The organism is Streptomyces sp. NPDC047982, from assembly GCF_043204165.1.
GTDB lineage: Bacteria > Actinomycetota > Actinomycetes > Streptomycetales > Streptomycetaceae > Streptomyces.
On record NZ_JBIDBS010000022.1, the window covers coordinates 45,509 to 70,572 of the forward strand.

The window sequence follows — 25,064 nt, forward strand, 5'->3', positions numbered from 1 at the left end:
GTCGGCGTGAGCCGACAATCAAGCTCGCGGCAGGTACGGCGACTTCATCGGCCCGACGGAACCGACAGTTCAACGACCAAAAGGGTTGACGTCGTCGCACGATATGGAGAACGATCCCGCATGCTGCAACTTGCGTTCAATGGAGCATGCATGGCATTCACACAGGGCCTCGGTCGAAGCAGGGGACGGGGCGGCCCACCGCTCGCGCCCGGCCGCGTCGCCTCCGCCTGCCGACGCACGGCCTCCCGTGCCACGCCCCGCACCACCGCTCCCGCACCGTTCGAGAGGACACACCCATGAGTACGGCCGCGCCTCCCCGAAAGGCCGCTCCACGCCCTGAGCGGACCGGCGGACGGCTCTCCAACGGCGCATTCGCACTGCTGCTGACCGCACCGGGGCTCGCCCTGTTCGCGACGATCATCATCTACCCGCTGCTGTCGGCGCTGTTCACCGGCTTCTTCAAGCAGGACCTTCGGCTTCCGGGCCGGGAGTTCGTCGGCCTGGACAACTTCACCTACTGGCTGGACGGCGACTTCCTCACGATCCTGAAGCAGACGCTGGTCTTCACCGTCGGTGCGACGATCGTCCCCTTCGTGATCGGCTTCGCGCTCGCGCTCGCGCTGAACTCGGGGCTGAAGGGCAGCGGCTTCCTGCGCGGCCTGTTCCTGTTCCCGTGGGTGATCCCGGGCGTGGTGGTCTCCTTCCTGTGGATGTGGATCTTCAACGCGAACTACGGCGTGCTGAACGGCATCCTCATGAAGGCCGGGTTCATCGAGGAGTCGGTCTCCTGGCTCGGCCAGCCCGGCACCGCCATGCTCGCCGTCATCGTCACCAAGACCTGGGCGAGCTTCCCCTGGATGATGGTGATGCTCCTGGCCGGTCTGCAGACCGTGCCCAAGGAACTGCACGAGGCGGCCTCGATGGACGGGGCGGGCTCGATCCGGCGCTTCTTCGCCGTCACCTGGCCGCAGGTCCGCGGTGTCGCCTCGATCGTGCTGCTCCTGGAGTTCATCTGGAACTTCCAGCACTTCGACACCATCTACGTGCTCACCGGCGGCGGCCCGGCCGGCACCACCGAAACCTTCGCGACCGCCGTGTACCAGACCGCCTTCAAGGGCTTCGACATCGGCCGGGCGACCGCGCTGGGCGGTCTGTGGATGCTGCTCCTGCTCGCCCTGGTCGCCGTCTACCTCAGGATCACCGAGCGGAAGGGCGACGCCCGATGACCTCCACGACCTCCACCACGCTGTCCGGCACCGACCGGACGAGGCCGGTCGGCACGTCCGCCGGGCGCACCTCGCGTCGCCGGATCCGCAAGGACCTGCTCCGCTCGCGGATCGCCGCCTGGACCGCGGTAGTGGTGATCGGCGCCTTCGGCATCCTGCCGGTCTACTGGCTGCTGGCCACCGCCCTGAGCAGCCCCGAGCAGACCTTCCAGTTCCCGCCGAAGCTGATACCCACCGAGATCACCTTCGGCAACTTCACGGCCCTCGCCGAGAACGACCAGCTGATCAAGTACCTCGTCAACTCCCTCGTCGTGGCCTCGATCACCGCCGTCCTGAGCGTGGTCGTCGCCACGTACATGGGCTACTCGTTCTCCAAGTTCCGCTACCGCGGGCGGCGTTCGCTGATGCACATGGTGCTGGCCTCCCAGATGTTCCCCCAGGCGGTCCTGCTGGTGACGCTGTACGCCGTGTTCTCCGGCTTCGGCCTGCTGAACACGTACACCGCCCTGGTGCTGTCCTTCACCACGTTCACGATGCCGCTGTGCGTCTGGATGCTGAAGGGCATCTTCGACACCATCCCGGACGCCCTGCTGGAGGCGGCGTCCATCGACGGCGCGTCCCGGTGGCGGACGCTGCACTCCATCGTGGCGCCGCTGGCCGCGCCCGGCATGATCGCCGCCGGCCTGTTCGCCTTCGTCCGCGGCTGGAACGACTTCATCTTCGCGGTGACGCTGGCCGACAAGGAGAAGCAGACCCTTCCGCCCGGTCTCGTCTCCACCTACATCGGCGAGTTCCAGACCGCCTGGCCCGAGCTGATGGCGGCCTCGCTCATCGTGTCCGTCCCGGTGGTCATCGCCTTCATGTTCCTGCAGCGCTACCTCGTCGGCGGCATGACCGCCGGCTCGGTCAAGAGCTGAGCCCGCGCGGTCCGCCCGCCCCTTCCCTCACGCAGATCCCCTTCCGCCCACTCCCCCATGGAGACACCATGACCACCTCTGGCATCAGCCGACGCGGCGCGCTGCGCATGTTCGGCATCGGCGCGCTCGGTGTGGCCGGCGCCGGCGTGCTGGGCGCCTGCGCACCGTCCGGCGCCGGCACCTCCTCCAACGGAGGCGACACGAAGTCCAAGGACTTCGACTTCACCTCCTGGTCGCTCAACGAGGAGGCCGCCAAGCCTGCGATCGAGAAGATCATCAAGGCGTGGGAGAAGGCCGAGAACTCCAAGATCCGCGCGGTCTCGTACCCGTACAACGAGTACCTGAGCCAGCTCACCCTCAAGCTCGGCGGCGGGGAGACGACCGGCGCGGTGCACCTCGACATCGCCTGGCTCGCCGCCGTGGCGCAGATGGGCAAGCTCGCCGACCTCGGTTCCGTGGCCCTGAAGGGCGGCTACACGAACGTGGCGTTGCGCAGCGGCAGGTACGACGGCAAGCAGTACGGCCTGCCGTGGAACACCGGTTCGATCGGCGTGATCGCCAACTCCAAGCTCCTGGCGAAGGCGGGCATCAAGAAGCACCCCACCACCGTCGAGGAGTTCGAGGACACGCTGCGGGAACTGAAGGGGCTCGGCGGCGGCATCGTGCCCTACGCCGCGGCCACCAAGGTCGCGCAGCTCAAGGACATCTTCCCGTGGATGCAGACCTTCGGCTGCTCGCTCCTGGAGGGCGACAAGGTGACCATCGGCGACGACGCCTCCGTCGACGCGGTCACCTGGTACAAGAAGCTGCACGACGCGAAGCTGATCGCCGCGGACGTGGACCGCTTCGACGCGCGCGCCCTGTTCGGGCAGGGCAAGGCCGCCTTCTACGACGACGCCATCATCGGCAAGGGCGTGACCGCGGCCCAGTCCAAGGACAAGACGCTGGCCGACGCGATGCAGCCGATGCAGCGCCCGGTGCTGCGCGCCGGTGACAAGCCGCAGGCTCTGCTGTGGGGCGGTGTGATCGCGATCGTCAAGGGCAAGGGGCAGGACGCGGCATCGCAGTTCGCGCTGCACGCCACCTCCGACCGCGCCACCACCACCGAATACTTCGCCGCCCGCGCCCTGCCGCCGTCCACCACTGCGGGCCTGGCGGACCCGAAGGTCGCGCAGGACACCTTCACCACCGAGTGGACCGAGAAGATCACCGACACGGCGACGAGCAGCCCGTTCTGGCAGTTCGCGCAGAACGCCCAGATCGAGGAGGCCGTGGCCAAGCAGGTCCAGGCCGTCCTGGTCGGCAAGGCGAAGCCGAAGGACGCGATGAAGAAGGCCGGCGAGGAGGTCACCGCCCTCATCAAGCGCTGAGTCGGCGCGTCGGGCGCCGAGTCCGCGCAAGGCGGTTCAGGGTCCGGTGGAGATCGAACGACCTTCACCGGACCCTTCGTCATGCCGCACACCGCTTCCCCCATACGTATCTCAGATCCGCATTGCGCAATCTCTGTTCATGATCTGGGATCTGTTGTAAGTTCCGGGCGCAGCGGAGGGGTGGACCGCCCCATGGGGCCACCCCCTTTCGCCTCACCGACACGCCCGCGAAGGAGTTCACCTTGCGACGTCCCACGGCACGCGCGTACGCCGCCTCGGCCGCGGCCCTGACCGCCCTGCTCACGCTCGTCCCGGCCGCCCGGGCCGACAGCACGGCCCCCACGGCAGCGGCGGCGACGGTGATCGAGAAGGTCCCGTACGCGATGGACTCGTCGAACCAGGCCGCGTGGTGGACGCCGGTCGCCACGTACAAGGGGCGCGGCCAGTACACGTACTTCGCCTTCAACGAGCCCGGCTCGACGGCCGCCACGCACCGCCCGGCCATCGCGCGGCGCGACCCGGACGGGGTCTGGAGCCGTCTGCCGCTGCTCGACCAGAGCGGGCAGCAGGCCGAGTTCGCCGACGACAACGGCCACAACCAGCCGTCCGTCGCGCGCGACGGCAGCGGCCGTCTGCACGTGTTCGCCTCCATGCACGCCGATGCCTGGCGCTACTTCCGCACCGAGGCCCCCGGCGGTGACGTCACGGACCACGCGGCCGAGCTGCCCGACCAGGGCGTGGGCATCACCTACCCGATCGTGACCACCGCGCCCAACGGCGATCTGTACCTGGCCGCCCGCGTCGGTGCCGGCGCCGACCAGCGTCCCGGCAAGCTGTACCGCTGGGACAACGCCGCCGCACGCTGGAGCGTGGTCGCCACCTTCGCCGGCGCGCTGAACCGCTCCGTGTACCCCGACGACCTGATGGTGGACGCCGCGGGGCGCGTGCACCTCCTGTACGAGTGGGCCAAGGCCCCGGCGACCGGGTTCCGGCACCAGCTCTCCTACCTGCGCCACGACCCGTCGACCGGCGCCTTCGCGGACAGCGCGGGCGCGGTCGTCACCACCCCGGTGACGCCCGCCACGTCCGACGTGATCCAGGACCTCACCGCGGGCGAGGAATGGAGCATCGACAACGCCTACACGGGTCCGGCGGTGCAGAGCGCCAAGCTCACCCTCGACGGCTCCACCCCGAAGGTCGCCTACCGCTACCGCTCGGCCGACAGCGGCGGCGACTTCCGCGTGTACTACGCGTATCCGAGCGGCGGCGGCTGGGTCCGCCAGACCGTGTACGCCGGGGGCCAGACCGCCGCGGCCCTCGGCATCACCTGGGACCAGACGGACGCCGGGCGTGTCTACTACGTGACCGGCTCCGGCACCGACCGCGTCTTCGCCGCGACCGGGTCGGGCGGCACGTGGACCTCGCAGTCCGCCGCGCCCGGCGTGAGCGCGGACCGGCTCGCGGTGCGGCGGGACTCGGACGGGAACGACGTGCTGTACCTGCCGGATGTCGCGCACAACTCGCTCTACTACGGGCGTCGTTGAGGCCCTGCGCCGCCCGGACCCCCGGCGGCGGGCGACGACCGGGGCGTTGTCCGAGGTGGCGGTTACGGTCCCGGCCATGCGTCGTGAAGAACAGTTGGACGAGCTGGCGGGACTGGGTTTGCCGCTCGCGGCCGGCCGGACCGTGGACGAGTTGCTGTGCTCGTGGCCGCGTGAGGCGTACGAGCGCAAGCCGTTCGACCTGGTGCTGTTCGCGCTGGGCTGCGCGGTCGAGGCTGAGCTGTAGGGGCGGTGGTTCTGCGACCGGGCGTGGCACTTCGACACCGAGTGCGTGCGCGGCCAGGGCTCGTACGTGGCGATCGCCCGGCAGCTGTGCCGGGCCTCGGGTCCTGCCCCGCCCCGGTCCGTATCGGGAGCGGGGCGGGGCGGGAGCATGCCGCGGTTCAGAACTTCCAGGCGGGGTCGTTCGCGATCTTCAGCATCGCGGCGGTGTCCAGCTGCGGCTGTGACCGCGCGTCGCGCCGCTTCGCGTCCGGTCGGTCGCCCCACTGCTGGAGGGTCACCGTCCGGCCGTCCTTGCGCAGAACCCGGACGTACCAGGACGGCTGTCCGTCCTGGGGGAACCGCAGCGTCACGGCCTCCGCCCGTGCGCCGTCGGGGAGTTCGACCACCTGGCAGTCGCTCTTCGGGGCGGTGTCGCGCGGAGCCGGTGCGCCCGGACGGGGTGCGATCTTCGGCATCTCGATGGTCGCGCAGAGCGGCACCTGCGGGGCCTTGGCCGTGTATTCGGCTCCGCCGACGAACTCCACCGGGCCGGTGCCACCGTCCCACTGCACGCGGTAGGTCCGGCCGGGGAAGTCTCCCTCCTGGACGGTCGTCTTCCCCGGCGGGAGCAGCTCGACCAGGGTGCCGGCGAGCCGCTTGCTGCTCCACCGGGTCGTGTGCTCGGTTCCCGACCCGAAGGAGTCGGGCCGCACGGTCTGCGGCGCCGCGCTGTCGGCCGCGGCGGGCACCAGCGGGCCGACGAGCGGGTCGGCCGCGGCCGACGGGGTCGTGCCCGCGTCCACGCCTGGCGTGACCAGGGCCAGGGCGGCCACGGCCGCCCCCGCGGTCAGACCGGCTCCGGCGAGTGCTCCGCGGCGGCGGAATCGGCTCCGCCGTCCGGCCGTGACCACCGTGTCCACGCTGGTCCGCAGGGGCGGCTCGTCATGAAGACCGGCCTCCAGAAGGGTCTTGACATCGTGGTTGTTCATCGCAGTGCGGCCTTCCTTCGGGTGGAATCGGCTGGAGGGGCGAACACTCCGAACGTGTCGGCGTCCGCGTCGTCCCCCAGGAGGGAACGCAGGCGGTCCAGTGCCCGCGCGGTGTGGCTCTTGACGGTGCCGGTGGAGCAGCCCATGGCCGCGGCGGTCGCGGCGATGTCCAGGTCGGCCCAGTAGCGCAGCACCACCACCGCCCGCTGCCGCGGCGGCAGGACGGCCAGCGCGGCGCGCACCTGAAGTCCCAGCGCCGGGTCCGCGCAGGGCTCGGCGCGGTCGGGCAGTACGCAGGAGGGCTGTTCACGACGCCAGCGCCGCCGCATGTGGTCGACGCAGGCCCGGGTCAGTACGCGGTGGGCGTACGCCTCCAGGTTGCGTATCTGGCGCCGCCGCCCCCACACGGAATACAACTTCGCCAGTGCCGTCTGCGTGATGTCCTCGGCGTGGTGCCAGTCACCGCACATCAGGTAGGCGGTGCGGCGCAGGTGCACCAGCCGCTCCTGGGCGAAGCCGCGGAATTCCTCCAGGTCACCGGTACGCAATGCGTGCCTCCGTTCGTCTCTGACCCCTTCGACGGAGCGGACCGGGCGCGGGGATGTCACGGGCCGTGAGATCTTTCCGGATTATTTTCTGACGCCTCGTGACATCCCCGCGCCCCGGCCGCTCCGTCGTTCCTGGCGAGGCATCAAAGTGAGCGGCGCCCGCGTCCGGAGCGTCCGCCCGTGCAATGCGGGCGGACGCTTTCGCGGGTCCGCGCGATCGAGAGGACACGTATGCGAGGCATACGTACAGCGGGGCCGCCGGCCGCCGTCGTGCTGGGGGCACTGCTGATCGGTACGGCGGCCGTACCGCCCGCCGGGGCGGCCCCGCCCCGCACGACCACGACGGCCGGGGCGGAATCCGTGGTGAGGACGACGCTCATCACGGGCGACGAGGTCACCGCCCGGGTCGGCACCGACGGCACGGTGTCCGTGCTCTCCGTTCGCCCCGGGCCCGGACGCGAGGACATCGCGTTCACCCAGCAGGGCACAGGGGGTTCGGTGTCGCTGGTGCCCCAGGACGCGGTGGGGCCGCTGCGCGCCGGACGCCTGGACCCGCGCCTGTTCGACATCACGGGACTCGTGGCCCAGGGGTACGACGACGCCCACAGCCCGCAGTTGCCGCTGATCGTCGGCTACGACAAGGCGGTCGACGGGAAGGCGGCTCCGCGGCCACCGGCCGGGGCACCGGCCGTACGCGCCCTGGCGAGCGTGCACGGCGCCGCGCTGCGGGCCGACAAGAAGCGGGTGTCCCAGCTCTGGAAGCGGTGGGGACCGGCCGCGTCGAAGCGAGGATCGGCGGACGCCCTCGCTCCGGGCGTGGCCAAGGTGTGGCTCGACGGCAAGGTCGGCGCCACCCTGGACCGCAGCACGGCCCAGGTCGGTGCGCCGCAGGCGTGGAAGTCCGGCTGGACCGGAAAGGGCGTGAAGGTCGCGGTGCTGGACACCGGCATCGACTCCACGCACCCCGACTTCTCCGGCGCGATCGGCGAGTCGGCGGACTTCACGCAGGGCGACGGTGCCGTCGGCGGCGCCGTCCCCGACGGTGACGGTCATGGCACGCACGTGGCCTCCACGGTCGCCGGGGACGGCACCGCGTCCGACGGCCGCTACCGGGGCGTGGCCCCCGACGCCGAACTGCTGGTCGGCAAGGTGCTGGACGACAACGGCGGCGGGCAGGAGTCGTGGGTCCTCCAGGGCATGGAGTGGGCCGCGGCGCGGGCGCCCATCGTCAACATCAGTCTGTCCGGCGCCGTCACCGACGGAACCGACCCCCTCTCGCAGGCGGTCGACAAGCTCTCCGCCGACCACGGCACGCTGTTCGTCGCGGCGGCCGGCAACCGCGGACGTTCCGGTACGGTCGGCACGCCCGGTACGGCCGACGCCGCGCTGACCGTGGGCGCCGTCGAACGCGACGACACGCTCGCCGGCCTGTCGAGCCAGGGACCGCGCCCGGGCGACCACGCGGTCAAGCCCGATCTGACGGCGCCGGGCATCGGCATCGTGGCGGCCCGCGCGGCCGGCACCGACGGCGACACCCCGGTCAACGACCACTACACCGCCCTGTCGGGCACCTCGATGGCCGCGCCGCACGTCGCCGGCGCCGCCGCGCTGCTGGCCCAGGCCCACCCCGACTGGAAGGGTCCGCAGCTCAAGGCCGCGCTGACCTCCTCGGCGAAGCCGATCGCCGGGCAGGGGGCGTACGAGCAGGGCGCCGGACGCCTGGACGTGGCACGGGCCACCGCCCAGAGCGTGTTCGCCACCGCCGAGGGCACCGGCGTGCACTTCGCCGACCCGGAAGCCACCGAACCGGTCACCCGGACCGTCACGTACCACAACACCGGCACGGCGGCGGTCTCCCTCACCGTGTCGGCCGCCACCACCGGCCGGGCCGACGAGCCGGGACCGGAGGGTCTGCTCACCGTGTCGCCGACCAGTCTGACCGTCCCCGCCGGGGGCACGGCCCGGGCCACGGTCACCATCGACCCGGGCGCCGCGGCGGCCGGCACCTCCTTCAGCGGACGTCCGACCGCGACCGCCGAAGGCGGCACCGTGGTGACCGGCCCTGCCTTCGCGGTCACCAAGGAGGCCGTACACCGCCAGGTCACGGTCAAGGCCGTCGACCGCAACGGTGCGCCCCTCGGCCCGGGCTCACGCGAACAGGGCTTCTCCTCCGTACAGTTGACGAACCTCACCAACGGCCGGACGTTCGGCCTCACCTTCAACGACGGCACGGCCACCGCAAGCGTGCCGGAGGGCCGCTACAACCTCGGCGGCACGCTGGTCACTCCCGGAACCGGCGACGCGGCACCGACGTCGACCATGTTCCTGCAGCCCGAGCTGGACGTCCGCCAGGACCTCGAACGCACGGTGGACGCCCGGCAGGGCAAGCCGATCACCGTCGCCGTCCCGGACGCCGAGGCACAGCCCTACTCGCTGTCGGCCGGCTACTGCTACCGCCCGGCCAAGGACAGGCCGTGCGCGGACCAGGACGCCCTGCTCGGCAGGCCCGGACGGCTCCACGTCGTGCCGGGCGCACAGGTTTCCGGCGGCACGCTCGACTTCTACGTCCGCAGCATCCAGCACGGCGCGCAGGCCCCGAAGGGACGCCTGCCCGACCGTTACGACCTGCTGCTGCTCACCACGGGTTCCCTCCCCGACCCGGCGTTCCGCCTCGGCCGCGAGGATCTGGCCGCCGTCAGGAACGACTACTACGCGCAGGGGCCCGGTACCGCCGGCAGCACGTCCAGCTGGCCCACCCAGTCCGGTCTGGGCGGGATGAGCATCGTCGAACCGGACTTCGCGCTGCCCGCGGCACGCACCGAGTACATGACCGTGCGCGGTCAGCAGCGCGAGACGTACTTCAGCCAGCACGCCGGCGAGGGCGGCGAGTACCTGCCGCTGCCCGTCACGCAGGTCGGCACGGTCTCGTGCACGGCCGGCAGCACCTGCGCCGACCGGTGGAACGCCGCCGTCATCGGCCCTGGCCTGGCTCCCGTCAAGAACGGCGCGCCGTCGATCGGCCGCGCCAGTGACGGCACCATCAGCGCGGAACCGCAGCTGTTCAGCGACGCGGCCCCCGGGCACTACGGCGGCCCGATGCCCGACTGGCTGGAGGACACCGTGCACATCACCCTGACGAAGGACGGGCAAAAGCTCGGCTCCAGCGACTCCCCCAGGGCCACCTTCGCCGTTCCCCAGGAAGCGGCCACCTACCGGCTGACCGCCCGAGCCACCCGCAAGGAGCCGTGGGCGTCACTGTCGACGACGGTGGAGACGGCATGGACCTTCCGCTCCGCAGCGGTCGCGCCCGGTACCGGCGGTGCGGTGCGCACCGACGCGCTGCCGCTGGATGTCGTACGTTTCCTCGCCCCCGTCGACGCCAAGAACCAGACGGCCCGTACCAGGCACACACTGACCGCACGGGTGGAACGGCAGGCCGGCGCCGCTGCAGCCGGGACCAAGCGCCTGACCGTGCAAGTCTCCTTCGACGACGGCGCGACATGGCAGGACGCCCCGGTCACCTCGGACGGCACGAGCCACCGCGTCACCATCACTCCGGGCTCCGGCTCCTTCGTCTCCCTGAAGGCCACGGCACACGACGCCGACGGCGGCACCGTGGAACAGACCGTCCTGCGCGCCTACCGTCTGGCCCCCTGACCGCGGCGGAACGCCCCGGACCGCGTTCCTTCCGCTCCCCGAGCCGCCCCGGCGGGCACCCGATGCCGCCGGGGCGGCTTCCCGGGAACCGCGAACCGTCCGACCCCGCTGCTCCGGCTGCCCGAGCAGCGTGGTCGGCACCCCGCCAGCGCGATCGCCGGGATGACGGCCGCGCTCCCCGCGGCCGGGCCGAGCAGCCACACGACGGCCACGGCAACCGACAGACCGGCTGCCCCGGCCGCCACGCTGCGCAGTGCCTGCGTCACCGACCGGCAGACGGTGGGGGCCTGACCTCGCGCGAGGACGTGTGCTGTCACGCTCTCGGCTCCTGCCTCATCCACAACGGCGATACGCCGCTCATGGGGCCGACGGCCGTCGACGCACCCCCGTCACAGAGCACTCGGCGGCCCCGCGGCCCGGAACGGCGATGTCCTCGCCGCGGCGGACGGCCGGAACCGGCGCGAGAGGCAGATCCCCGCAGGCACGGGGCCTACGGCCTACGTTTGACAGAGGAGGCTAATGGCATTAGCTTTTTGGTTATAGACATTAGCTCCTGTGGGGACGGCATGACTGAATTCCTGAAGACCGGCGACGGACGGATCGCGTACGACGTGACGGGCGAGGGCCCGCTGATCGTGCTCGCCCATGGCATGGGTGACAACAGGGCGGCCTACCGCGAGGTGGCCGCACGTCTCGCCGACGCCGGATTCCGCGTCGCCAACACCGACCTGCGCGGGCACGGTGAGTCCAGCACCGGCTGGACCTCCTACACCCGCACCGATGTGGCGGCCGACCTGCTCGCTCTCGTCCGGCACCTGGGCGGTCCCGCCGTCGTCGTGGGCCACTCGTTCGCCGGTGGCGCCGCCACCATCGCGGCGGCGCGGGAGCCCGAACTGGTCAGCGCCGTCGTCGAGATCAGCCCGTTCACCCGCGCGCAGAAGATCGACCTGGGTGCTCTGGTGTCCCGCGCCCGCTACCGCAAGGGCATGGCGCTGCTCATGGGTACCGGGCTCCTGCGCAGCGTCGGGCTGTGGAAGCGCTACCTCGACCATGCCTACCCGGGCCTCCGGCCCGCCGGCTTCGCCGACCATGTCGCCGCGCTCGACGCCGACCTGCGCAGGCCGGGCCGGATGGCGGTCGTCAGCAGAATGGGGATGTCCGCACCCACGGACGCGGGTGCGGTGCTCGCCGACATCCGGTGCCCCGCTCTGGTCATCGGCGGCACGCTCGACCCCGACTGGGCCGACCCCCGGGCCGAGGGCGAAGGCATCGTGGCGGAAATGCCCGCGGGACTCGGTCGCCTCGAAATGATCGAGGGCGCGGGCCACTACGCCCACGTCCAGTTCCCCGCCGAAGTCGCCGCGGCCGTCCTGGCCTTCCTCAAGGTCGGCGTCCGTGGCTAGGGCCGCGCTCTCCGCGGACGCGGTGGTCGATGTCGCGCTACGGATCATCGACGAGGGCTCTCCCACCGCCCTGACCCTGTCGGCGGTCGCCGGCCGGGCGGGTGTGGCCACCCCGTCTCTCTACAAGCACGTACGCAACCTCGCCGAGCTGCGTGACCTCCTGTCGGCACGCATCATCAACGAGATCGCCGACCAGGTCGGCGAAGCGGTGCTCGGACGCTCCGCCGACGAGGCGATCCGCGCACTCATGTCGGCATGGCGCGACTACGCGTCGGCGCACCCGCACCGGTACGCGGCACTCGTCCAGAGCCCCGAGCCACGGACCGCCGAGGCCGGCGCACGACTGATCAAGATCGTGCTGGCCACCCTGCGGGCCTACGGCATGGAGGACTCCGCGGCGATCCACGCGGCCCGATGCCTGCGTGCCGTCGTCCACGGCTTCGCGACCCTGGAGAGCGAAGGCGCGTTCGGGCTTCCCGAGAAACTGGACGAGAGCTACGACCTGCTGATCCACATGGTCATCACGGGCCTGCGCTCGCCTCGTTGACCCCCTCCGCCTCGATCGTCGCGGCCCGCGGGCGGGCGTCGGCCTTCCTCGACGCCGAACGCGTCCCTTCGAGGTCACGTCGGGACAGCCGGTCTCCGGGGAGCACGAGATTTCCCGGGTAGAGCTCTGTTCGGCGGGGAGGACACCTCAGAGGCACGCGCGGCGCAGGCCGCCTGGTACGAGGTCCGACAGGAGAGACCATGGCTCGTGGGACGGGTGGGAGACGGTGAACGGGCGGCGGTGGAGACGGCGAGCACCCACTCCGTGACGAGCGACAGGGTGGGGTACGGCATGCTGACCCTGGTCGGGCTCGCGCTCGTGATCCTCATGCCGCTGCTGGTGTTCATGCTCGGCCCGGAAGGGCTTCGCGCACGGCGGAACCGGCGCAACGCGGCAGCGTCTGCGCCGCTGAACTCCCGCCGACCGGTCCCGTGGTGCGCGCCCCGTAGGGGTTCGAGCGCGCACCACAGCCGGGGCCGCCCGGGCAACGGCGCGTAAACCGGGCGGGAGTCCGCGGATGGCCGAAGTGGTCCGGTTCGCTCGGCCGGCTTCACACGGCGAGCACGGTGATCCGCTCTGCCCGAGACCAGGGGCAAGGACCTCACGTAGGTCCGCCGACCGTCGTACGCCCCCCGCGAGAGCGCGTATCGGTGGGATGACCGATGTGCGAGGGGCGGAGGCGCGGTCATAGTCCTCGGGAGATCGTTCGCGGGCAGCCGTGGTGCGCCCGGTTTTCGAAAGGACCTTTCTGTGGGCACGTATGCGGATCTGGTGTTTCTCGGCGGGCAGGTGGTCACGGTCGATGCGGAGTTCTCCATCGCCTCGGCCCTGGCGGTGACCGGTGGGATCATCAGTGCCGTCGGTGGGCGGGACGACGTCGCGCCGCTCGTCGGACCCGGCACCCGCGTCGTCGACCTGCGGGGGGCGACGCTGCTTCCCGGTATCAACGATTCGCACCTGCACGGGTGCGCCTTCGGCATGTCGACGCCGCCGCTCTCCCTCGACCTCAGCCATCCCGCGGTGTCCTCCCTCGCGGACGTGACCGAGGCGGTACGGGAGGCTGTCGGCCGGGTTCCGGACGGGCAGTGGATCACGGGGCACGGCTGGGACACCGGTTACCTCGACGAGTGCGTCGCCGATCCGTCGCGGCTGCCCTCGCGGCGCGACCTCGACGCCGTGAGCCCGGACCACCCCGTCGTCCTGTACTCCTTCTCCGGGCACGCCACCTGGGTCAACTCCAAGGCGCTGGAGCTCATCGGGATCGACCGGCACACCGTCGCGCCGCCCGGCGGGGCCATCGTCGTGGACGAGGCCGGGGAGCCGACCGGGCTGCTCCACGAGGGGGCCCAGGCCCTCGTCCAGAACGCGCTGCCGCCGCTCAGCCGGCAGGAGCGGACCGACTCGATCAAGTCGGCCCTCGCCGCGCTCGCCCGGCTCGGCGTGACCAGCTACACCGAGCCCGGGCTCGGCCCCGGCGGCGACGGCATCATGCGGGGCTCACTCGGCGCGGAGACCCTCGACGTCTACCGCCGGCTGCTGGCCGACGGCGAACTGACCGCCCGCGTCGGAGTCCTGCTCCTGCCCACCGGAATGGCGAGCACCGCCGAGGAGTTCGCCCGCACGCTCACCGCCCTCGGCGAGACCGGCGAGGCCGATCCCCGCCGCCTCGCGATCCACGGGGTCAAGGTCTTCGCCGACGGCGTCGTCCCCAACAAGACGGCCTGGATGCACGAGCCGTACGTCGACGGTGGCTGCGGCTCCCTGTGCGTCGGCGGCGAGACCGACGCCGAACGGATCACCGAGATCGGCGCGATCATCCGGCATGCCCACGCAGCCGGACACCAACTGGGCGTCCACGTCACCGGTGACCGGGCCATCGACACCGTCGCGGACGCCTTCGCCGCGGCCATGGCCGAGCACCCGCGGACCGATGCGCGCCACTACGTCATCCACGGCGACTTCCTCACCGCGCACAGCATGAAGGTGCTGGCCGCGCACGGCTTCGGCGTCAACATGAACCCCACCATCAAGTGGACCGTCGCCGACATGGAGGAGGAGTTCGTCGGCGCCGAACGGGCCGCGTACGCATGGCCCTACCGCGATGCCATCGACGCCGGCGTACGGGTCGCGAGCGGGTCCGACGCCCCCGTCACGTACCCGGACTGGCGCCAGGGCGTCGCCACGATGGTGCTGCGCGAGTCGAAGGCCGCGGGCCGGGTCAGCGGCCCCGAGCAGCGCATCCGCCTGGCCGAGGCGATCCGTACGTACACGATCGACGCGGCCTGGCAGGACTTCGCCGACGACTGGAAGGGCTCCCTGGAGCCCGGCAAGGTCGCCGACCTCTGCGTGCTCGACGGGGACCTGCTCACCGCCGACCCCCACGACATCCCGCAGATGCCCGTCGTCCTCACCGTCGTGGACGGGCAGGTCGTGCACGACGCCCTTCGCGATTGACGTATTCCGGGCACATGATCATCCTTGGATGATGGCAGCGGAGCGGAGCACGGCGGACATCCTGGACGCGGCCGTCCGTGTCCGTGAGGCCGCCAGGAGCGGCGCGACCGGCGTCGACACGGTCCTGGCGGCGCTGTCGGAGGTGCTGGACTACGACCACGCCTCTCTGGCCCGGTGGGATCCGCTGCGGTGGCGCCACACCACCCTGGCCGGGAGCTACCCGGACGACGCCACGGCCTACATCGAGACCCGCCTCCACCACGACCCGGTGTTCCCCGTGCTCCGGGGCCCGGCCCGAGGCGGTCTCTGGCTCAGGGACGTCCCCCGGCAGCTCCTGGCGGCGTCCCCGGGCTTCCGGGAGGTGCTGCGTCCCCTCGGCATCGAGGACGGCGTGGCCCAGTGTCTGTTCGCCGCCGACGGCCGGTACGTCGGCATGCTGAACGTCAGCACCCGCCGGCCGCGGCGCACGCCCGATCCGGCGCGCGCCGTGGTCACCCTGCTCACCGAGGCGCTCGCCGCGGCCGTCGACCGCGGCGAGGGCCCGCCGCCCGAGCAGGTCGCCCCGGCCGCCCCCGGCACGGACGCGTGGCGGCCCGGCGGCCTCTCGCCGCGGGAGCTCCAGGTGCTGGCCGAACTGACCGCCGGTCGCACCAACCGGGAGATCGCCGAGCGGCTGTACATCACGCCGCGGACCGTGGGGACCCACGTCGAGCACATCCTCGCCAAGCTCGGCCTCCCCAACCGCGCGGCGGCCGCCGCCCGGGCCGCCGCCTGGGGAATCGAGCCCTCCCGCTGACGCGCGTACGCGCGCACGGCCGCCTGCGAACCGACTCGTCAGCCGACCCGGACGTCAGACGGGAGAACCCCTGGAGGCTGCTCGCGCGCTCCAGTCGGCCGGTCACGGCGTATTTCAGGAAATCGGGGGCTTCGGAAGTCGGAGCACTGCTGCCTCCTCAGGAGGCTGCGACGGGTCCCGGCAGGAAGATCAGGTCCAGGTGGTGGGCGAGCACCCCGGCGGCCGATTCCGCGCTGCGCTGGCCGACGAGGACGCCGGTGCCGAGACCGGCGGACACGGCCAGCAGGCCGGCCGCCGCGGCGCGGGGGTCCACGCCGGGCCGCAACTGCCCTTGCTCCGCCGCTTGCCGGAGCAGACCGGCCACGGTGTCCTCGGCGGAGTCGGGGTCCTTGATGAACGGCTGGGCGGCGAGTGCTTCGTTGGTCACGGCCAGGACCGCGTACGAGGTGTACAGATGGTGGAAGGTGCGGCTCTCCTCGTCGACGGGAAGGGCCGCCGCCAACAACGCCTCTATCACCGCGCGCGCTCCCGGATCGGCCCCGGCGGCCCGCAGCCGGGCGGTCACCCGTTGCGCGAAGCGCCCGGTGAGATGCCGGAGCCCGAAAAGGAGCAACTTCTCCTTGGACTCGAAGTAGTACTGCACCAGCCGGAGCGACACTCCCGCCTCCGCCGCCACGTCGCGCATCCCCACCGCGTGGAGTCCGAGCCGCCCGGCGGCCCGGACGAGTGCCTCCGCGATCTCGGTCCGCCGCTGCTCGTGGTCTACGCGTTTGGGCATCGTTCGGTCTCCGCTCCTCGGCCGGCAGTGCGCAGGGACTCCCTGACCTTTTGATGATACGACCGTACCACCTTCATGGTACGGTCGTATCACAAAGATTGACTACCCGGGAGGTGGCCGTGTCCCCGTCCGCAGCAGCCCGTGCCCAGGCCGATGTCGGCCGCTTCGTCAGCGACGCCTGGCGCGAGCGCTACTTCGCCGCCTGCGACGCCGTCTACGCGCTGGGCGCACCCGCGTCCTGGGAGAAGAGCGTGGAGACGTCCTTCGCGACCACGCACGTCTACGGCTACGACCCCGTCGACCCGGCCGCCCGCGACCGCACCCCTGTCGTCCTCGTGCACGGCGCGGGCAGTTGCTCCGCCATGTGGTACCCGAACACCGCCGACCTCGGCGCGGAGCGACCCGTCTACGCGCTCGACACCCCGGGCGATCCGGGCCGCAGCGTCCAGCGTGCCCCCATCCACCAGCCCGAGCGCGCCGCGCAGTGGCTCGACGAGGCCCTCGCCGAGCTCGGGCTCGACCGGGTCCACCTCGTCGGCAGCTCGTACGGCGGCTGGCTCGCCCTGAACCAGGCGCACCTGAAGCCCGAGCGCCTGGCCTCGGTCACGCTGCTCGACCCGGGCGGCCTGGAGAAGGTGGGGCTGCGCTTCTTCGCCTGGATCTTCGCGAGCCTCTTCGCCACCTTCGCCCCCAGGTCGCTGCGGCCCCGCCTCGCCTCCTGGCTGGAGCAGCCCGTTCTCGTCGTGCCGGAACTGCGCACCATGATCAGGGCCGGCGTCCGCAGCTACCGCGTACGCCGCCCTGCTCCCCTCCCCCTGTCCGATGCCGAACTGGCAAGCGTTCGCACGCCGTTGTATCTGCTCATGGGCAAGCGCAGCCTGCTCGTGCACCCGCAGCGGCAGGCGGAGCGCGTCCCGCGACTGGTCCCGGGCGCCCGGGCCGAGATCCTGGCCGACACCGGCCACGGCCCTCAGATCGACCATGCCGAGCGAACCAACCGCCTCATGCTGGACTTCATGGATGCCGTGGAACGTGGCTCGTCGAAGAGCGGCGGACGAAGCGTCTAGGGCCGCCCTGGACCTGCCCGGCAGATCCAGGGATCCCCTCGCGCTGTGAGTTCGTGGGTCTGCGAGGCTGCGAGCGGCTGGACGACCGGACGGTCCTCGACGGGTTCGTGGGGAGGTTCCGTGCCGGGGCGGCCAGGCGGACGTTCCCGAGCGATACGGGCCGCGTGCCATGCCGCGCACTGCTTTCCGCCGGTGGTCCAGGGACGGCACGTTCGAGCGCGTGCTCCGGGCAGCGCGGTCCCGGCGGACGCGGGCGGACGCGACGGGAGGCGCGCCCCGGCCGGTGTGGACGGACCCGTGACGGACCCCGGACGGACCGGCTCCCCGGTGCGCCGGGCGCACAGGGCGCAGCCCGCCGACATCGGCCCCGCCGGGGCACGACCCCGCCGGGCGCCGCGTACCTCCCGCGCCGCCGGGCATCCGCGGACGGCGTTGCCTCATGTCGCGTGCAGGGCCACCGTCGGATGGAGACGGGAGGCACGGATCGCCGGATAGAGGCCCGCGGCCACGCCGATCAGCAGGGTGGCGGCCAGGCCGCCCGCCAGGGACCAGGGCGGGACCACCGCCGTCCAGCCCTGGACCCGCGCGAAGCCGTACGTCGCCGCCGCGCCCAGCAGCGCGCCCGTCGCGCCGCCCAGCGCCGACAGCAGCAGCGACTCCGTCAGGAACTGGAGCCGGATCGCGTTGCGGGTCGCGCCCAGTGAACGGCGCAGGCCGATCTCCTGGCGGCGCTCCAGGACGGAGATGACCATGGTGTTCGCCACGCCCACACCGCCCACCAGGAGGGCCACCGCGCCCAGGCCGAGCATCAGGGTCGTCAGGCCCTCGTCGGTGGCGGCCTTGGCGGCCAGCGCGTCCGAGGGGCGCGAGACCTTGACGCCCGCCTCGTCGCCGGGGCTGATGGTGCGGGCCAGAACCGCCCGCACGTCCTCCACGGAGGCGTCCGTGGAGCGCTCGAAGATGGTGGTGGGGTGGCCGTCGAAGCCGAAGTAGCGCTCGGCGGCGGGGAATCCGACCATCGCCACCCGGTCCAGGGTGGGCACCAGTTCGAGCGGTTTGAGTATGCCGACGACGACCACGCGGGTGTCGTTCATCATGATCGTCTCGCCGGTGCGGGTGATGCCCAGGCGCTCGGCCGCCACCGCACCGAGGACCGTCGTCGGAAGGCGTTCACCGGCCGGGTCCAGCCACGCGCCCTCGTCGACCTCGCCGCCGAGTGCGGACAGCAGATCGAGGCGGGCCGCCTGCGTGGTGACGCCGGCGGTGCGTTCCTCGGGGACGACATCGCTGCGGCGGATCCGGGCGTCGACATCGGCGGTGGCCGTGGCGTGCAGCACCGGGCCGACGCGCTCGACCATCGCGACCGCGTTCTTGGGGAGTTTGATCTGCTGTCCCATGGCGTCCTTGCCCGCCTCGGCGGTGAGAAGGTTGGTGCCGAGGCGGTCGAGCCGGGCCATCAGGTCCGCGCGGCTCGACTCGGACAGGCCGACGACCGCGACCATGGTCGCGATGCCGATGGCGATGCCGAGCGCCGAGAGCACCACACGCGCACGGCGCGCGCGAAGACCGAGTGCGCCGACACGCAGGATGTCGCGAAGGGAGAGGCGGGCCGGTCTGAGGTCGTTCTTCACCGACCGGCCTCTTCTTCCGTACGGGAGACGGGTTCTGGGCCGGGTCTCGCGCCGGAACGTGCGGTGGGCTCCGCGCCGGAGCGCGTGGTCGGTCCCGCGCCGGAGCGGGTGCCGGGACCCCCGCCGGAACGCACAACAGGTCCTGCGCAGGCGCGCGCGCCGCGCCGCGTGCCGGAACCCGAGTCCGCCACGATCTCGCCGTCCTTGAACCGGACCCGGCGCGGCAGCGCGTCCGCGATGTCGTTGTCGTGGGTGATCACGCAGATGGTGGTGCCGGACGCGTTCAGCTCGTGCAGCAACTCCATGACAATCTCGCCGGACGCGGTGTCCAGCGCCCCGGTCGGTTCGTCCGCCAGCAGCAGCCGAGGGTCTCCCACCAGGGCGCGGGCGATGGCCACGCGCTGCTTCTCGCCGCCCGACAGCTCGTTCGGGGTGTGCGTGCGGCGGTGATCCAGCCGCACCTGGGCCAGCGCCTCCCGGGCGCGCGCACGCCGTTGGCTCAGCGGTACGCCCGCGTACAGCAGCCCGTCGGCCACGTTGTCCACCGCGTCGCGCCCCGCCGCCAGGTGGAAGTGCTGGAACACGAAGCCGATGTGGCGGGCGCGCAGCGCGGAGAGCCGCGAGTCGGAGAGCTCGGACACGTCGTACCCGGCGACCCGGACGGTGCCCGTGGTGGGCTTGTCGAGCGTGCCCATGATGTTGAGCATCGTGGACTTGCCGGAGCCGGACGGGCCGACCACGGCGACCAGTTCTCCTTCGTCGACGGTGAGGTTCACTCCGCGCAGGGCGTGGACGCCGCCGGGGTACGACTTGGTGGCATCGCGCAGTTCGATCACCGGGCCCGATGTCATGACTTCGCCACTCCGACCTTCAGTCCCTCGCGCACGTCCGGTCCGCCGACCTCGATCAGCCCGTCGGCGGTCATGCCCGTCTCCACCCGCACCATCCTCGACGTGGTGCCCCGGACGACCTGGAGGCCGTAGCCGCCGTTCTCGCCCCGCAGCGCGACGACCGCCTCGACGGGCACCGCGAGGACCCCCTTGCGCGCCTCGCTGACGAACTTCACGCTCGCCGACACCGCGGTGTCCTCGCCGGACGCGGCTTTCACCCCGCCGTCCAGGACGACCTCGACGGTGATGCCCTCCTGCGCGCCGGCACCGCCCTCGGCGGAGGAGTCCTCCGGGCGTACCGTCCCCGCGACGTCGCCGGCCACGGTCTTCCCGCTCGGCAGGGTGACCTGGACCTTGGTCCCGCGTGCGGTGAGCGCGCCGTCGGTCTGATCGAGTTGCGCCCGCACGACGGGCTTGGTGGAGGCGATCGTCAGGACCGGCACGTCCGGGCCCACCTGGTCGGCGAGCGCCGCGTCGGCGGAGACCACCTTGACCGGGCCGGGCTGGAAGACGACGTCGCCCCGGCCGACCCTGCCGGTGGTGTCACGGTTCAGGGACTTCTGCCACCGCTTGACGGCGGCCTCGGTGTCCGCGTCGTACCGTGTGTCGATGTACAGGTTCGCCCCGTACCCCAAGTCACGTAGACCGCGCTCCAGTTGGAGTACGTCGGTGCCGCGGTCGCCGACCTTCATCTCGCGGAACATCGGGACCGGTCCGTAGAGAAGGGTGACGGGCTTGTCGTTCAGTTCGTACAGGGCCTGTCCCATGGTCAGTGTCTTCCCTTCGGAAGCGGCCACCGTGACGGTGCCCTCGACGGCGGACTTGACCGCGCGGCGCTGGGCGAAGTCGAGCTTGCCGTCGACCGTCTTGGACCGCACGAGGTCGGTGCGTACGACGGTCGCGGTGGCGGGCGGCAGGTCGCCGCCCCTGCCGGAGGCGCCCGCGTCGCCTCCGTCGAGGGGCAGCAGGAAGCCCCCGGTGACGACCGCGGCGACGACCACCGCGCCGAGCACAAAGAAAGTGGTGCGTCGCTTCACTGCATCCCGTCCAGACCGTCGAGCAGCTTCGGCGCGCACGCCTCGCGGGCCTTCTTGTACGTCGGCGAGTTCATGTCGAAGGACGGGGACGCGGGGTCGGGGTCACCGCCCGGCACGGCGTTGCCACCGCTCATGGTCGGATTGGTGAACCGGGAGACGCCGTTGTCCCGCATGCACTTGGCGTGCGCGAGCATCGACTCGTAGGCCTCCTGCTGGTCCCGCTCGGGCTCGGCCGCCATGGCGGCCCGCAACTCGTCGACGCAACCGCTTCCCCTGCCGCCCTTGATGTCTCTGCCGGCGCCGATCTCGTCGATCTTGCCCCAGTCGAGGTGCCCGCTGAGCTTGGGGTCGGGGAAGTCCTTGAAGCCCCCCTTGGTCCGCATGCACCGGACGTACTTCATCTGGGCGTCGTAGAACTCGCTCTCGCCCGCGGCCCGGCCACCCGAACTCTTCTCGTCCTTCGTGGGGTTCTCGCCCGCCGCCTGCGGTACGTCGGCGATCGTGTCGTCCTTCTCCGTCCCGCCGGCGCTGTCGCCCCCGCCGCCGCAGGCGACGGAGAGCGCGAACACGGGCACGGCCACGAGGGCGGCCAGGCGCAGCCGGGCAGGGGTGGCTCGGGGGTTCGTCCTGATGGGGAAGTTCATGCCTCCTACGCTCGTGGCCACGGATGATGAACCGTCCATGGCCACATGATGGGAACGTAACAATGCCCGGGCCCGCGGGCCCGCTCCTCCTTCCGGACTGGTCGGAAGAGGCTTGGACGTGGTCATAATCGGTCCCATGCCGCACGTACTGCTCATCGAGGACGACATGTCCGTACGAGACGGAATGGAACTCGTTCTGCGCCGCCACGGATACGGTGTGGACACCGCCGCCACCGGTGAACAGGCCCTCGACCTGCTGGCCGGGGAGCAGGGCGCGCGGATCGAACTGGCCGTACTGGACCTGATGCTGCCCGGCATGGACGGCTTCGAGGTGTGCCGCCGCATCCGCGCCCGCTCGGCGACCCTGCCGGTCATCATGCTGACCGCGCGCGGCGACGACTCCGACATCGTGACCGGGCTGGAGGCGGGCGCCGACGACTACGTCGTCAAGCCCGTCACCGCACCCGTGCTGCAGGCCCGCATACGGGCCGCGCTGCGGCGCGCGGAACCGTCGGCCCGGCAGGGGACGGACGGCGATCTCGCCGGGCTGGTCATCGACCGCGCCGGACTGACCGTCACCAGGAACGGCGTCCCCGTCTCGCTTCCGCCCACCGAACTGCGGCTGCTGCTGGAACTGTCGGCCTCCCCCGGCCGGGTCCTCAGCCGTGAGCAGCTCCTCGAATCCGTCTGGGACCACGGCTTCCTGGGGGACTCCCGACTGGTGGACGCGGCGGTCGGCCGGTTGCGGGCCAAGATCGAGGAGATACCGGCCAAGCCCCGGTACATACAGACGGTGCGGGGATTCGGCTACCGCTTCGGTCCCCTGTGAGCCGGGCGGACGAGGGGCAGAAGGGCAGGCGCCGCGCCACCGCGACGAGACGCCCGTGGTGGTTCGTCGGCGGGCTGCGCACCCGGCTCGTCGTGACGTTCGTCCTCGTCGCCCTCGCCAGCGCGCTGACCGCGACGGCCCTCGCCTACCGGGACGCCCGCACCGCCGTCCTGCAACGCACCCAGGACACCGCGGTGAACGACCTCCGGGAGCGGGTCACCGCGGTCGCGGCGGACTTCGACCTGCCGCCGGACCAGGAGTCGCTGTCCCGGTTCGCGGCGAAGGTCTCCGACGGTCTCGGCGCCCGCATCGTGGTCGCCCGCCACCAGGACCTCGTCGCGGTCTCCGACACGCTCGCCGACACGAAGGAGCGGATCACGGTCGAACTGCGCGCCGCCGTCATGACCGGGGGCGGCGCCCGGTTCCAGCGGGTGATGTGGCGGGGCGAGCCCTACCTGATCGTCGGGATGCCCGTGACGTACGCCGACGGGGACCGCGGCGTCTCGGGCCTGGAGGTCTACGCGATCACCGATCTGCGGGCCGAACGCGACGACACCGCCGCCCTGCTGGACTCCGTACGGGCGGGCACGGTGCCGGTGGTGCTGCTGGCCGCGGTCCTGGCGCTGCTGGCCGCGGGAACGGTCCTTCGTCCGGTACGGAAACTGGGCCGGGCCACCCGGGAACTGGCGGCCGGAGACCTCGGCAGCCGGGTCGCCGTCACCGGGCACGACGAACTCGCCGACCTGGCCCGGACGTTCAACGAGACCGCCGACGCGCTCCAGGCGTCCGACGCGGAACTGCGCGAGCAGGAGGCGAAGGCACGCCGCTTCGTGGCGGACGTGTCGCACGAACTGCGCACGCCGCTCGCGGCGATGACGATGGTGGCGACCGTCCTGGAGGAGGACGCCGGCCGGCTGCCGCCGGACACCGCGCAGGCGGCCCGCACCGTCGGCGCGGAGACGGCACGGCTGACCCGCCTGGTCGAGGACCTGATGGAGATCTCCCGCTTCGACGCCGGGGCGGTACGGCTGAACGCGGCCGAGACGGACCTCGCCGACACCGTACGGGCGTCGCTGGCACTGCGCGGCTGGACGGACCGGGTGGAGACGCACCTGCACGAGGGACTGCGGGCGGTGGTCGACCGGCGCCGCATCGACGTGATCGTCGCGAACCTGGTGGGCAACGCGCTGCGGCACGGGGCCCCGCCGGTCACCGTGACTCTCGGCACGGTCCGCGCGGCGGACGGGGCCGGCGGGGAGTGGGTGACGCTGGAGGTCGCCGACCACGGGCCCGGGCTGCCGCCGGAGGCCCGGGAGCGGGTCTTCGACCGGTTCTACAAGGCGGACGCGGCCCGCACACGCGGCGCGGCGGACGAGGGCGGACAGGGCAGCGGCCTCGGTACGGCGATCGCGCTGGAGAACGCACGACTGCACGGCGGCACGATCGAGGTGGCCGACGGACCGCGGCGCGGCGCGGTGTTCACGCTGCGGCTGCCCCTGCGGCGCGGTGAAGGGGAGACGGAATGAGGGGCCGACTGGCGGGCGTGGCCGCCGCGCTGGGCATCGTGCTCACCGGCTGCGGGGTGCAGCCGACCGGGGTGGTGGGCGCGGGCGAGCCCGCGTCCGGGCTGACACGCGGGGCGCGGCTGTACTTCGCGTCCTCCGGCGGACTGCGCGCGCTGCCCGTGGTCGACATGGAGATCGAGGACCTCAACGCGGTCGTGAAGCTGCTTCTCGTGGGGCCGCCGCCCGGCGGCCAGGCCGACGGTCTCACCTCGTTCGTCGATCTGCCCGGCTTCTCGGCGACCGGAACGGGCACCCGCGTGACGCTGCGCCTCGACGGCCCCTACGCGGGGACGGGGCGCGACCAGGGCACGGGGCAGCTGGTGTGCACGCTGGCACGCGCCCAGTCCGTGCTCGACCCGGAGGTCAGGACCGACGACGTGGAGGTCACTCTGCGGCCGCTCGGGAGCGCCGAGCTGGGCCCCTACCGATGTGCGGAGTTCCTCGACAGGTGACGGCGCGTTCCCGAAGGAGCGGCAGCAGAGCCGTGACCGGCAAGGTTTACCCGGGGAAGGAGCGTCGTGGACACGCGGCGGGGCCGACCGACCGTGCCGCGCGGAAGTCCTCCAGGGCACACAGAGAACGTGACGGAGCCCTTCCCCCGAGCGGGGAAAGGGCTCCGTGAGCGAGCGCCGGGCAGGCCTTGCACCTGCATCTCCCCGCAGGAAGCGGGGCGTCTTTCCTTGGACCACCAACGCATGGTCAGCCGCCGTGAGTTGCGGCGAACTGCCAAGATCAACCATACCGTATGCGGACCCGTCTCCCAGTCCGGAGACAGGCACTGGGGAAACCGGCTCAGCGGCGCCGGGCGCGGCCGAGCGGTGTCAGCGCGTGCAGCACCATGCAGCCCCTCCGCGTACTGGTGAACGCGGTCCAGGCTTCGGCGAGCCGGTCGACCGCGGCCCGCCTGGAGCGCGTCCCCCTCGGCCGGGGCCTTTGCGCGCGGGAAGGGG

The 25,064-nt window shown here is 72.1% G+C and carries 22 protein-coding genes; 15 read left to right on the plus strand and 7 right to left on the minus strand.

Going from position 1 to position 25,064, the window contains the following annotated elements:
* The first annotated feature begins 296 nt into the window (after positions 1–296).
* From ACGF2V_RS24860 to ACGF2V_RS24880, 5 genes are all read left to right on the plus strand, one after another.
* Positions 297–1,226, plus strand: coding sequence for a sugar ABC transporter permease (locus ACGF2V_RS24860; protein WP_362623690.1), 930 nt, complete (start codon positions 297–299; stop codon positions 1,224–1,226).
* Positions 1,223–2,143 carry a carbohydrate ABC transporter permease gene (locus tag ACGF2V_RS24865; protein ID WP_362709222.1) on the plus strand — a complete coding sequence of 307 codons (921 nt, stop codon included), beginning with the start codon at positions 1,223–1,225 and terminating at the stop codon, positions 2,141–2,143. Before ACGF2V_RS24860 ends, ACGF2V_RS24865 begins: the two co-directional genes overlap by 4 nt.
* A 68-nt stretch (positions 2,144–2,211) precedes the next feature.
* Positions 2,212–3,513, plus strand: a complete 1,302-nt coding sequence (locus tag ACGF2V_RS24870) for an extracellular solute-binding protein (protein WP_362623696.1) — start codon at positions 2,212–2,214, stop codon at positions 3,511–3,513.
* A gap of 242 nt (positions 3,514–3,755) precedes the next feature.
* Positions 3,756–5,057 (plus strand): BNR-4 repeat-containing protein, encoded by a 1,302-nt coding sequence (locus tag ACGF2V_RS24875; protein WP_362623699.1) that lies wholly within the window; start codon positions 3,756–3,758, stop codon positions 5,055–5,057.
* A 76-nt stretch (positions 5,058–5,133) separates the two neighbouring features.
* Positions 5,134–5,301: a hypothetical protein gene (locus ACGF2V_RS24880; protein ID WP_362709219.1), complete on the plus strand. Its 168-nt coding sequence runs from the start codon at positions 5,134–5,136 to the stop codon at positions 5,299–5,301.
* A gap of 157 nt (positions 5,302–5,458) precedes the next feature.
* On the opposite strand, the gene ACGF2V_RS24885 is transcribed toward ACGF2V_RS24880, so the two are convergent.
* A complete protein-coding gene (locus ACGF2V_RS24885) occupies positions 5,459–6,268 on the minus strand; it encodes a hypothetical protein (protein ID WP_362709215.1) in 810 nt (269 codons plus the stop codon).
* The gene (locus tag ACGF2V_RS24890; RefSeq protein WP_362623708.1) at positions 6,265–6,816 is read right to left on the minus strand and encodes a SigE family RNA polymerase sigma factor; all 552 of its coding nucleotides are present in this window, start codon (positions 6,814–6,816) and stop codon (positions 6,265–6,267) included. The genes ACGF2V_RS24885 and ACGF2V_RS24890 overlap by 4 nt, the downstream gene beginning before the upstream one ends.
* A gap of 231 nt (positions 6,817–7,047) precedes the next feature.
* Here ACGF2V_RS24890 and ACGF2V_RS24895 point away from each other — a divergent pair, with 231 nt between their 5' ends.
* The 6 genes from ACGF2V_RS24895 to ACGF2V_RS24920 all read left to right on the plus strand — a co-directional run bounded on the left by ACGF2V_RS24895 (position 7,048) and on the right by ACGF2V_RS24920 (position 15,673).
* Positions 7,048–10,473 carry a S8 family serine peptidase gene (locus ACGF2V_RS24895; protein WP_362709212.1) on the plus strand — a complete coding sequence of 1,142 codons (3,426 nt, stop codon included), beginning with the start codon at positions 7,048–7,050 and terminating at the stop codon, positions 10,471–10,473.
* Positions 10,474–11,039: 566 nt separating this feature from the next.
* Entirely contained in the window at positions 11,040–11,876 is an 837-nt protein-coding gene (locus ACGF2V_RS24900) for an alpha/beta hydrolase (RefSeq protein WP_362623712.1), read from the plus strand.
* Entirely contained in the window at positions 11,869–12,423 is a 555-nt protein-coding gene (locus ACGF2V_RS24905; protein WP_362623715.1) for a WHG domain-containing protein, read from the plus strand. The genes ACGF2V_RS24900 and ACGF2V_RS24905 overlap by 8 nt, the downstream gene beginning before the upstream one ends.
* A 207-nt stretch (positions 12,424–12,630) precedes the next feature.
* Positions 12,631–12,921 carry a hypothetical protein gene (locus tag ACGF2V_RS24910; RefSeq protein ID WP_362623717.1) on the plus strand — a complete coding sequence of 97 codons (291 nt, stop codon included), beginning with the start codon at positions 12,631–12,633 and terminating at the stop codon, positions 12,919–12,921.
* Positions 12,922–13,173: 252 nt separating this feature from the next.
* Complete coding sequence (locus ACGF2V_RS24915; RefSeq protein ID WP_362709209.1) at positions 13,174–14,877, plus strand: amidohydrolase; 1,704 nt, start codon at positions 13,174–13,176, stop codon at positions 14,875–14,877.
* Positions 14,878–14,905: 28 nt separating this feature from the next.
* Positions 14,906–15,673 (plus strand): LuxR C-terminal-related transcriptional regulator, encoded by a 768-nt coding sequence (locus tag ACGF2V_RS24920; RefSeq protein WP_362623723.1) that lies wholly within the window; start codon positions 14,906–14,908, stop codon positions 15,671–15,673.
* Positions 15,674–15,830: 157 nt separating this feature from the next.
* Here ACGF2V_RS24920 and ACGF2V_RS24925 read toward each other — a convergent pair whose 3' ends face one another.
* Positions 15,831–16,451: a TetR/AcrR family transcriptional regulator gene (locus tag ACGF2V_RS24925; RefSeq protein WP_362623727.1), complete on the minus strand. Its 621-nt coding sequence runs from the start codon at positions 16,449–16,451 to the stop codon at positions 15,831–15,833.
* Positions 16,452–16,549: 98 nt separating this feature from the next.
* On the opposite strand from ACGF2V_RS24925, the gene ACGF2V_RS24930 reads away from it, so the two are divergent.
* On the plus strand, positions 16,550–17,518 hold the full coding sequence (locus ACGF2V_RS24930; protein WP_389047479.1) for an alpha/beta fold hydrolase: 969 nt from the start codon (positions 16,550–16,552) through the stop codon (positions 17,516–17,518).
* A gap of 437 nt (positions 17,519–17,955) precedes the next feature.
* Here ACGF2V_RS24930 and ACGF2V_RS24935 read toward each other — a convergent pair whose 3' ends face one another.
* Genes ACGF2V_RS24935 through ACGF2V_RS24950 form a run of 4 tightly spaced genes read right to left on the minus strand, consistent with a single transcriptional unit; the run spans position 17,956 to position 21,720 of the window.
* Positions 17,956–19,149: an ABC transporter permease gene (locus ACGF2V_RS24935; protein WP_362623730.1), complete on the minus strand. Its 1,194-nt coding sequence runs from the start codon at positions 19,147–19,149 to the stop codon at positions 17,956–17,958.
* Positions 19,146–20,000 (minus strand): ABC transporter ATP-binding protein, encoded by an 855-nt coding sequence (locus ACGF2V_RS24940; RefSeq protein WP_362709205.1) that lies wholly within the window; start codon positions 19,998–20,000, stop codon positions 19,146–19,148. The genes ACGF2V_RS24935 and ACGF2V_RS24940 overlap by 4 nt, the downstream gene beginning before the upstream one ends.
* The gene (locus ACGF2V_RS24945; protein ID WP_389047473.1) at positions 19,997–21,076 is read right to left on the minus strand and encodes a peptidoglycan-binding protein; all 1,080 of its coding nucleotides are present in this window, start codon (positions 21,074–21,076) and stop codon (positions 19,997–19,999) included. Before ACGF2V_RS24945 ends, ACGF2V_RS24940 begins: the two co-directional genes overlap by 4 nt.
* Complete coding sequence (locus ACGF2V_RS24950; protein WP_362709203.1) at positions 21,073–21,720, minus strand: hypothetical protein; 648 nt, start codon at positions 21,718–21,720, stop codon at positions 21,073–21,075. Before ACGF2V_RS24950 ends, ACGF2V_RS24945 begins: the two co-directional genes overlap by 4 nt.
* Before the next feature lie 136 nt (positions 21,721–21,856).
* Between ACGF2V_RS24950 and ACGF2V_RS24955 the strand changes: the two genes are divergently transcribed.
* The 3 genes from ACGF2V_RS24955 to ACGF2V_RS24965 are packed head-to-tail and all read left to right on the plus strand — an operon-like array spanning position 21,857 to position 24,566.
* Positions 21,857–22,549: a response regulator transcription factor gene (locus tag ACGF2V_RS24955; protein ID WP_362709201.1), complete on the plus strand. Its 693-nt coding sequence runs from the start codon at positions 21,857–21,859 to the stop codon at positions 22,547–22,549.
* Positions 22,546–24,075 (plus strand): ATP-binding protein, encoded by a 1,530-nt coding sequence (locus tag ACGF2V_RS24960; protein ID WP_389047470.1) that lies wholly within the window; start codon positions 22,546–22,548, stop codon positions 24,073–24,075. Before ACGF2V_RS24955 ends, ACGF2V_RS24960 begins: the two co-directional genes overlap by 4 nt.
* Positions 24,072–24,566 carry a hypothetical protein gene (locus tag ACGF2V_RS24965; protein ID WP_362709198.1) on the plus strand — a complete coding sequence of 165 codons (495 nt, stop codon included), beginning with the start codon at positions 24,072–24,074 and terminating at the stop codon, positions 24,564–24,566. Before ACGF2V_RS24960 ends, ACGF2V_RS24965 begins: the two co-directional genes overlap by 4 nt.
* Positions 24,567–25,064: the final 498 nt, after the last annotated feature.

Excerpts from the sequence above, each read along its gene's own strand:
- ACGF2V_RS24860 (WP_362623690.1), top strand. The coding sequence starts at position 297 with ATGAGTACGGCCGCGCCTCCCCGAAAGGCCGCTCCACGCCCTGAGCGG.
- ACGF2V_RS24865 (WP_362709222.1), top strand. The coding sequence starts at position 1,223 with ATGACCTCCACGACCTCCACCACGCTGTCCGGCACCGACCGGACGAGG.
- ACGF2V_RS24870 (WP_362623696.1), top strand. The coding sequence starts at position 2,212 with ATGACCACCTCTGGCATCAGCCGACGCGGCGCGCTGCGCATGTTCGGC.
- ACGF2V_RS24880 (WP_362709219.1), top strand. The coding sequence starts at position 5,134 with ATGCGTCGTGAAGAACAGTTGGACGAGCTGGCGGGACTGGGTTTGCCG.
- ACGF2V_RS24885 (WP_362709215.1), bottom strand. The coding sequence starts at position 6,268 with ATGAACAACCACGATGTCAAGACCCTTCTGGAGGCCGGTCTTCATGAC.
- ACGF2V_RS24895 (WP_362709212.1), top strand. The coding sequence starts at position 7,048 with ATGCGAGGCATACGTACAGCGGGGCCGCCGGCCGCCGTCGTGCTGGGG.
- ACGF2V_RS24900 (WP_362623712.1), top strand. The coding sequence starts at position 11,040 with ATGACTGAATTCCTGAAGACCGGCGACGGACGGATCGCGTACGACGTG.
- ACGF2V_RS24920 (WP_362623723.1), top strand. The coding sequence starts at position 14,906 with ATGATGGCAGCGGAGCGGAGCACGGCGGACATCCTGGACGCGGCCGTC.
- ACGF2V_RS24925 (WP_362623727.1), bottom strand. The coding sequence starts at position 16,451 with ATGCCCAAACGCGTAGACCACGAGCAGCGGCGGACCGAGATCGCGGAG.
- ACGF2V_RS24940 (WP_362709205.1), bottom strand. The coding sequence starts at position 20,000 with ATGACATCGGGCCCGGTGATCGAACTGCGCGATGCCACCAAGTCGTAC.
- ACGF2V_RS24950 (WP_362709203.1), bottom strand. The coding sequence starts at position 21,720 with ATGAACTTCCCCATCAGGACGAACCCCCGAGCCACCCCTGCCCGGCTG.
- ACGF2V_RS24955 (WP_362709201.1), top strand. The coding sequence starts at position 21,857 with ATGCCGCACGTACTGCTCATCGAGGACGACATGTCCGTACGAGACGGA.
- ACGF2V_RS24965 (WP_362709198.1), top strand. The coding sequence starts at position 24,072 with ATGAGGGGCCGACTGGCGGGCGTGGCCGCCGCGCTGGGCATCGTGCTC.